The organism is Kitasatospora sp. NPDC091257 (assembly GCF_044757675.1).
In the GTDB taxonomy this organism is placed as follows: domain Bacteria; phylum Actinomycetota; class Actinomycetes; order Streptomycetales; family Streptomycetaceae; genus Kitasatospora; species Kitasatospora lactacystinica.
In genome coordinates, this window is sequence record NZ_JBIVVI010000388.1 from 1 (window position 1) to 7,125 (window position 7,125).

At 74.9% G+C, this 7,125-nt stretch carries 7 protein-coding genes; 2 read left to right on the forward strand and 5 right to left on the reverse strand.

Annotated features, from left to right (window positions below):
* The 5 genes from ACIQOV_RS19210 to ACIQOV_RS19230 form a co-directional block, all read right to left on the reverse strand.
* The coding region (locus tag ACIQOV_RS19210; protein ID WP_401049893.1) for a hypothetical protein at positions 1 to 721 on the reverse strand (721 nt) is incomplete at its 3' end.
* A gap of 179 nt (positions 722 to 900) precedes the next feature.
* Complete coding sequence (locus tag ACIQOV_RS19215) at positions 901 to 2,232, reverse strand: RNA polymerase sigma factor (protein ID WP_401049895.1); 1,332 nt, start codon at positions 2,230 to 2,232, stop codon at positions 901 to 903.
* Positions 2,205 to 2,624: a YciI family protein gene (locus ACIQOV_RS19220; protein WP_401049898.1), complete on the reverse strand. Its 420-nt coding sequence runs from the start codon at positions 2,622 to 2,624 to the stop codon at positions 2,205 to 2,207. Before ACIQOV_RS19220 ends, ACIQOV_RS19215 begins: the two co-directional genes overlap by 28 nt.
* A 148-nt stretch (positions 2,625 to 2,772) precedes the next feature.
* Positions 2,773 to 4,281 carry an SDR family oxidoreductase gene (locus tag ACIQOV_RS19225; protein WP_401049901.1) on the reverse strand — a complete coding sequence of 503 codons (1,509 nt, stop codon included), beginning with the start codon at positions 4,279 to 4,281 and terminating at the stop codon, positions 2,773 to 2,775.
* 466 nt (positions 4,282 to 4,747) lie between these two features.
* The gene (locus ACIQOV_RS19230; protein ID WP_401049903.1) at positions 4,748 to 5,395 is read right to left on the reverse strand and encodes a hypothetical protein; all 648 of its coding nucleotides are present in this window, start codon (positions 5,393 to 5,395) and stop codon (positions 4,748 to 4,750) included.
* Between the two features lie 235 nt (positions 5,396 to 5,630).
* On the opposite strand from ACIQOV_RS19230, the gene ACIQOV_RS19235 reads away from it, so the two are divergent.
* Both ACIQOV_RS19235 and ACIQOV_RS19240 read left to right on the forward strand, forming a co-directional pair.
* A complete protein-coding gene (locus ACIQOV_RS19235) occupies positions 5,631 to 6,368 on the forward strand; it encodes a DUF4232 domain-containing protein (RefSeq protein WP_359915091.1) in 738 nt (245 codons plus the stop codon).
* Between the two features lie 103 nt (positions 6,369 to 6,471).
* Positions 6,472 to 7,125: TOPRIM nucleotidyl transferase/hydrolase domain-containing protein (locus ACIQOV_RS19240; protein ID WP_401049906.1), on the forward strand; the 654-nt coding region annotated here is incomplete at its 3' end.

Consider the following 7,125-nt stretch of genomic DNA (forward strand, 5'->3'; position numbering starts at 1 on the left):
AGGGGGTCCCGGCCGCGCCCATGATGTTGCCCCAGCCGGCCCAGGTGCCGTCCGCGTGCCGGATGGTGTGGAGCACGCTGCCGTCGTTCCACATGGTGGCCACGATGTGCAGTTCGCCGTTCACCTCGGCCGTCGCCAGGCTGAAGTACTTGTCCGAGCCGAGTCCCGGAGGGGCGCTGATCGCTCCCCAGGGCTGCCAGCTCCCGTCCGGGTTCTCGACGGTGTGGACGAGCCGGCCCGTGGGGTCGATCGCCGCCAGCTGGACCCGGCCGTTCACCATGGCCGCGCCGGCCGTGCCCAGCTGGAAGTACTCGCTGGAGACGGGCAGTTCCGCCAGGCCCTGCATCGGGGTCGGCGCGGACCAGCTGCCGTCGGGCTGCTGCGTCGACTGGACGAACTGCACGCTCATCGGGCCGGAGCTCCGGAGCCCGAACAGCCGCAGCCGCCCGGAGTCGACGACGGTCGTCCAGTACCGGAAGCCGCCGAACTGCGGGATCTCCCTGGCCGCGTCCCAGGTGCCGTCCGGTGCCCGGCGGGTCTGGACGACCTTCCACGGATCGGCGCGCAGCATCAGGTTCAGCCCGGCCGTCGGGGCGGCGTCGCTCCCGGTCGAGCGGGGCGCGGCCCCGGCCGGCGCGGCCGTCGTCACGGTGGCGAGCGCCACCGAGGCGGCCAGCAGCGAAGCGACGCGTACCCGGCGTCGGCGGGTGGTCCTCAGCACGACACAATCCCCCTGTTCAGGTGGCCCCGATCGGGCCAGGTGCTGTCATACCAGAGCCAGGAGAGCAAGGGGAAGCGGAAATTCCGCCGGCCGCGGCCGCGGCCGCTGGCGCTGGCGCTGGCGCTGGCGGTGGCGCTGGCGGTGGCGGGGGCGGGGGAGGGCGGCCCGGCAGGCAGGCGTCACCCCAGCGCGGCCGCCTTGCGCAGCAGCACCGACCGCTCGGGGGCGTTGCGGCACAGGCGGGCGGCGAGTTCCAGCTCGGCACGGGCCTCGGCGGTGCGGTCGAGGCGGAGCAGCAGTTCGCCGCGCACGCCGGGGAGCAGGTGCGACCCGGACAGGCGGCCGGAGGCGGCCAGGTCGTCGACGATGGACAGCGCCTCCCGCGGTCCGCCCGCCATCGCGACGGCCACCGCGCGGTTGAGGTCGACGACGGGGGAGGGGGCCACCCGGCCGAGCGCCTCGTACAGGAGCACGATGCGGTCCCAGTCGGTCTCCGGCACCGAGGGCGCCGTCGCGTGGCAGGCGGCGATCGAGGCCTGCAGACCGTACGGTCCGAGGCCCCGCCCGAGGGCGGCGGCGCGGCCGAGCGCGGCCAGACCGCGCCGGATCGCGGAGCGGTCCCACCGGCGCCGGTCCTGGTCCTCCAGGAGCACCGCCTCGCCGTCGGGCCCGGTGCGGGCCGGGAAGCGCGCGGCGGTGAGCTCGAACAGCGCGAGCTGGCCGTGCACCTCGGGCTCCCCGGGCAGCAGGGCGGCCAGGACCCGGGCCAGTCGTACGGCCTCGTAGGCGAGGTCGGGGCGCAGCAGGTGGTCGCCGGCCGTCGCCGTCGAGCCCTCCGTGAAGACCACGTACAGGACGCTCAGGACGGCGCCGAGCCGCCCCGGCCGTTCCTCGGGCGGCGGCAGCTCGAACGGCACGCGGGCGGCGGCGATCGTCTTCTTCGCCCGGGTGATGCGGGCCTGCACGGTCGGTACCGGCACGAGGAAGGCGCGGGCGATCTCCTCGCTGGACAGGCCGCCCACCACGCGCAGCGTGAGTGCCACCCGGGCCTCGGGCGACAGCACCGGGTGGCACGCGACGAACATGAGGGACAGGACGTCGTCGTCGACCCGGTCCGGGTCCCACGGCAGATCGTCGGGCGGCCCGGGCGGGCCGGCCGCGCCCGAGCTGGACCGGCCGTCGGCCAGCCGGCCGGCGAGCACGGCGTACCGCTCGTCGAGGGCCGACCTGCGGCGGAAGGCGTCGATGGCCCGCCGCCGCGCGGTCGCCAGCAGCCAGCCCACCGGGTTGGCCGGCGCACCGTCGCGCGTCCAGGTGACGAGTGCCTCCGCCAGCGCCTCCTGCGCGACGTCCTCGGCCAGGGCGAAGTCCCCGGTGTACCGGGCCAGCGCCCCGACGATCCGTGCCGACTCGATCCGCCAGACGGCCTCGACGGCCCGCCGCGCCGACTCGGCGACCGGCGGGCCGTCGGTGGCCCCGGCTGTCACAGCTGGCCGGTCCGCTCGCGCCACGCCCGCTCCTTGACGATCCACTCGTTGTCCTGCGGGAACTCCTCGATGCCCGGCACGCGGCGGACCTCGCACTTCGAGCCGGGCAGCGCCGGGAGGCGCTTGGCCCACTCGACGGCCTCCTCCTTCGAGGCGACATCGATCACGTAGAAGCCGCCGAACAGCTCCTTCGTCTCGCCGTACGGTCCGTCGGTGACCACCGGGGTCTCCCCGCTGAAGTCCACCACCACGCCCTGCGAGGGGTCGTCCAGCCCCTCGGCGGCGACGAGCACGCCCGCCCGGATCAGCTCCTCGTTGAAACGGCCCACCGTTTCGAGCATCTCCTCGAACGGCGTCTCCATCATCTTCGCGACGGACTCGTCGGTGCCCCGCATGATCAGCATGTACTTCGCCATCTCCGGCCTCCTCGTTCGGGGGTCGCCTCTCGACCCTTCCGGTCCCAGGTCGAACGGCGCGGTCGCGGATCGACACGGTGGACGGACCTGGATCATTTTCTTCGCGGCGGACGCCCGCGCCACATCGGGGGCCGGGGGCCCGGCCGGATCAGGGCTGCCGGCGGGCGCGTTCGGTGATGTTGCGGGCCATGCCCCCGAACACCACGGTGTGGAACGGCGCGACGGCCCACCAGTACGCGTGTCCGGCCAGGCCGTGCGGGTGGAACAGGGCCCGCTGCCGGTACCGGGTGCCGCGGTCCCCGTCCGGTGCGACGGAGAGTTCGAGCCAGGCCAGCCCGGGCAGGCGCATCTCGGCCCGCAGGCGCAGCAGCCGGCCGGGTTCGATCTCCTCGACGCGCCAGAAGTCCAGGGAGTCGCCGACCCGCAGCCGGGCCGGGTCGCGGCGGCCCCGGCGCAGTCCGACGCCGCCGACCAGGCGGTCCAGCCGGCCGCGCAGGGCCCAGGCGAGCGGGAAGGAGTACCAGCCGTTGTCGCCGCCGATGCTCTCGATCACCCGCCAGACGGCGGCGGGCGGCGCGGTCACGGCGCGTTCCCGGACGTCCTGGTAGAGGCTGCCGCCGGCCCAGTCGGGATCGGTGGGCAACGGGTCGCTCGGGGCGCCGGGCAGGGAGGCGGAGGACCAGCGGGTGGCGACGTCGGCGTCCTTGATCCGGCGCAGGGCGAGCGTGACGGCCCGGTCGAAGCCGGTCAGGCCCTCCGGCGGGTCGGGCACCCAGCGGGCGATGTCGTGCTCGCCGCAGACGACCTCGTGGCGCAGGGACTCGACGAGGGGGCGGGCGATGGAGTTCGGCACGGGGGTCACCAGGCCGACCCAGTGGCTGGAGAGGCGGGGGGTGAGGACCGGCACGGGGACGATGAGACGCCGGCGCAGCCCGGCGATGCGGGCGTAGCGCCGCATCATCTGCTCGTAGGTGAGGACGTCGGGGCCGCCGAGGTCGAAGGTGCGGTTCAGCCCGGGCGGCAGGTGGGCGGCGCCGACGAGGTAGCGCAGGACGTCCCGGACGGCGATCGGCTGGATCCGGGTGGAGACCCAGCGCGGGGTGACCATCGCGGGCAGGCGTTCGGTGAGGTGGCGCAGCATCTCGAAGGAGGCGCTGCCGGAGCCGATGATCACGGCGGCGCGCAGTTCGGCCGTGGGAACACCGCCGGCGCGCAGGACGCGGCCGACCTCCGCGCGCGAGCGCAGGTGGGGGGAGAGGTCCGCCTCGGGCACCCCGGCGGGGACGAGGCCGCCGAGGTAGACGATCCGGGTGACGCCGGCGGCCGCCGCGGCCGCCGCGAAGGCGCGGGCGGCCTCCCGGTCGGTCGCCTCGAAGGAGGGTCCGGTGCCGAGCGAGTGGACGAGGTAGTAGGCGACGTCGACGCCGTCGAAGGCCCCGGCGAGGGTGGCGGGGCGGGTGACGTCCCCGGTGGCGGTCTCCACCCGGGCCCGCCAGGGCTGGTCGCGCAGCCGCCGGGGATCGCGCACCAGACAGCGCACGGTGTGCCCGCGGGCGAGCAGTTCGGGCACGAGCCGGCCGCCGATGTAGCCGGTCGCCCCGGTCACCAGGCAGCGCAGCGGGGCGGGCCGCAGCGGGTCGGGTCGCAGCGGTTCCATGTCGACTCCTCCTCCGGAAGCGGCACCCGCGGGGTTTCCGCAGGGCCGGGCCTCCGCCGGGCCGGGCGGAATGACGCAACCAGCGTCGCGCACGGTGTTCGGAGCCGGCGCGACGACGGATGGGCCGGCGCCGTGGCCGTCACTCCCGCGCGGCACCTCGTCCCGCGGCTCCTGGTGGAGCCGCCCGGGCTCCGTCCGGTGCCCGGGCGGCAGGTAGTCCTCGTCCGGTTCCACGTTCCCGCACCAGTGGGCCCGGCGCGCCCGCTGCGGCTCCCGCAACCACCCGGGCCGGGCCAGGGCCGGTTCGCGGACCCGGCGGGGGCCGGGATCGTCGCGGTGGACGCGACGGCGTACTCCTCGGGCGGCCGGTCGCACAGCTTCTCGGCGAGCCCCGTCCCCGTCCCCGGCCCCGGCCCGCGGCCCCGCCCTCGGCCCCCGCGCCCGGGACCGGAGGGCGGGGCGGCACTCAGTGGCAGACCAGCTTGTTGCGGGCGAGTTCCTGCACGGTGCCGGGCGAGACCGGGGTGTCGCAGGAGACCGTGCCCTCGATCTCGGCGTCGAAGGTGCTGTAGACGGGGTGGTACCCGAAGACGTAGGCCCAGCGCCCCTTGCTCGGGTCGCTCCCGATGGGCCCGTCGACGACGCAGGTGAAGGCGTCGGCCGTGCCCTGGACGCGGTGGGTGCCCTTGAAGACCGCGTAGTCGCCGGGGCGGGAGAAGTTCAGGGTGATCTTCTGGGACCAGCTGCTGGTGGTGGACTTGCCGGTCTGCACGGAGAAGCCGACCTTGACGGAGACCTTCGCGAAGAGCGCGCCCGCCGAGGCGCTGATCTCGGTCGAGGCGTTGAACGTGGTGCTGACGGCCTGCACCTCGGAGACGGTGGTCTCGATGGAGCCGGTGGTGCCCGGGGCGATGGTGATGCCCTTCCAGTGCGTCAGTACCGGGTCGACGGTGGCGGTCGCGACCTCGAACAGCTGGGTCTGCGGCACGCGCGGGTCGCACGGGTCGTTCAGCGAGTCCGCGTGGGCGGTGCCCGCGCCGAGCGCCGACGCCGCCGCGGTCAGGACGGTGAGGGCGGCGGGTAACGCTGTTCGCCGCATGAACGTGTTCGTCAAGGGGACTCCTCGGGGGAGGGATGTGTCGGACCGTCATGCTACCGACACACGGAACGGCCCATCGGGGCCGAGCGGTCCATCGCCCGCTGCCCGCAGCACATCTGACCGAATGTCACGATCTGATCTTCATCCTGTCCTGACGATTGTGACGCTGTGCATGCCACCAAAAGCCGTCGACCGACCGTCCTGTGAGGTGTCCACGCACATCAGCACGCACCGTCATCGGGGAGCCACCATGTCCGTCCGCCACCGTCACCAGCTGCTCGCCTCCGCCGCCCTCGTCGTCGGAGCCGGCCTCGCGCTGACCGCCTGCGGGCCCGACAACACCGACACGGCCGGCGGCCCGGGGGCCTCCGCGGCCGCCACGGTGGCCGTCACGCCCCCGACGGCGGGCGGCCCGGCCTCCGGCGCCCCCACGGGCGCACCGGCCACGGGAGCGGCGACGAAGCCCGCCCCGCAGAAGCCGTCCGGCGCGAGCACCCCGGGCGGCACCAAGTCCGACGGGGGCAGCGCCGGCGCCGCCGCCCACCCGTGCGACATCAAGAACCTCTCGATCAAGGTGACGGCCCGAGCCGGGGCGGCCGGCCAGCGGGTGATCGAGGTGCGCAACACCGGTGCGAGCGCCTGCAGCCTGAGCTCCTCCCCGGGGGTCGACCTCGGCGACTCCGTCTCGCCCGACCAGAGCAAGAACGTCAAGCCGATACTCGCCAGCGGCACCGAGCGCTTCACGGTCCCGGCGGGGCAGAACGCCTACGCGGTGATCGACCTCGACCCGAGCGGCGCCACCACCGGCACCACCCCCGGCATCAACGAGATCAACGTGCTGGCCGACGACGAGGGCACCAACATGCCCCTCGCGAACACCCAGAACTTCCCGCTCGACAGCGGCGTGCGGGTGCTGAACCCCAAGATGGGCAACTACCGCTCCAGCGTGGCGGACGCCGTCGCCTCCATGACGGCCGCCCCCAAGTAGTCCCGGAACCGGCCCGGCCGGCACGGCGGCATCCGTCGCCGCGGCCGGGCCGGGCGGCGAAAACCCCGCGCCCGGCCGGCCCGGGCGGGGGCAGAATCGCCCCATGACGGACATGCGGGTGTTCCGGGAGGCGGTCATCGGCTGGGCCGCGGGTGCGGACGGCGGGCCGGCGGGCGAGCTGGCAGACCGGCTTCGGGTACGGACGGCGGTACTGCTGGAAGGCCCGAGCGACCTCGCGGCCGTCGAGGCGCTGGCCGCCCGCCACGGCCGGGACCTGGCCGCCGAGGGGGTGTGCGTCGTCCCGATGGGCGGGGCGATGAGCGTCGGCCGATTCGCCGGCCTGCTCGGGCCGGCTGGACTGGGCCTGCGCCTCGCCGGGCTGTGCGACGAGGGCGAGCAGGGCTTCTACGAGCGCGGTCTCGAACGCGCCGGCGGTCCGTGCGACGGGATCTTCGTGTGCACGGCGGACCTGGAGGACGAGCTCGTCCGCGCGCTGGGCGTGCCCCGGGTCGAGGAGATCCTCCGGGCCGAGGGCGACCTCCCGGCCTGGCGGACCTTCGTGCGCCAGCCCGCCCAGCAGGACCGGCCGCCGCACCAGCGCATGCGCCGCTTCCTCGGCACGAAGAAGGGCCGCAAGATCCGCTACGGCCGCGTCCTGACCGAGGCCCTCGACCCGCTTCAGCTTCTGGGTGTCCTTGTCCGTCGTGCTGAACAGGCGCTTGCCGGCGCCGAGCAGCAGCGGGAAGACGAGCAGGTG

Bases quoted from the DNA above. Each gene is read 5' to 3' on its own strand.
- ACIQOV_RS19220 (WP_401049898.1), bottom strand. From the start codon at position 2,624: ATGGCGAAGTACATGCTGATCATGCGGGGCACCGACGAGTCCGTCGCG.
- ACIQOV_RS19225 (WP_401049901.1), bottom strand. From the start codon at position 4,281: ATGGAACCGCTGCGACCCGACCCGCTGCGGCCCGCCCCGCTGCGCTGC.
- ACIQOV_RS19235 (WP_359915091.1), top strand. From the start codon at position 5,631: ATGTCCGTCCGCCACCGTCACCAGCTGCTCGCCTCCGCCGCCCTCGTC.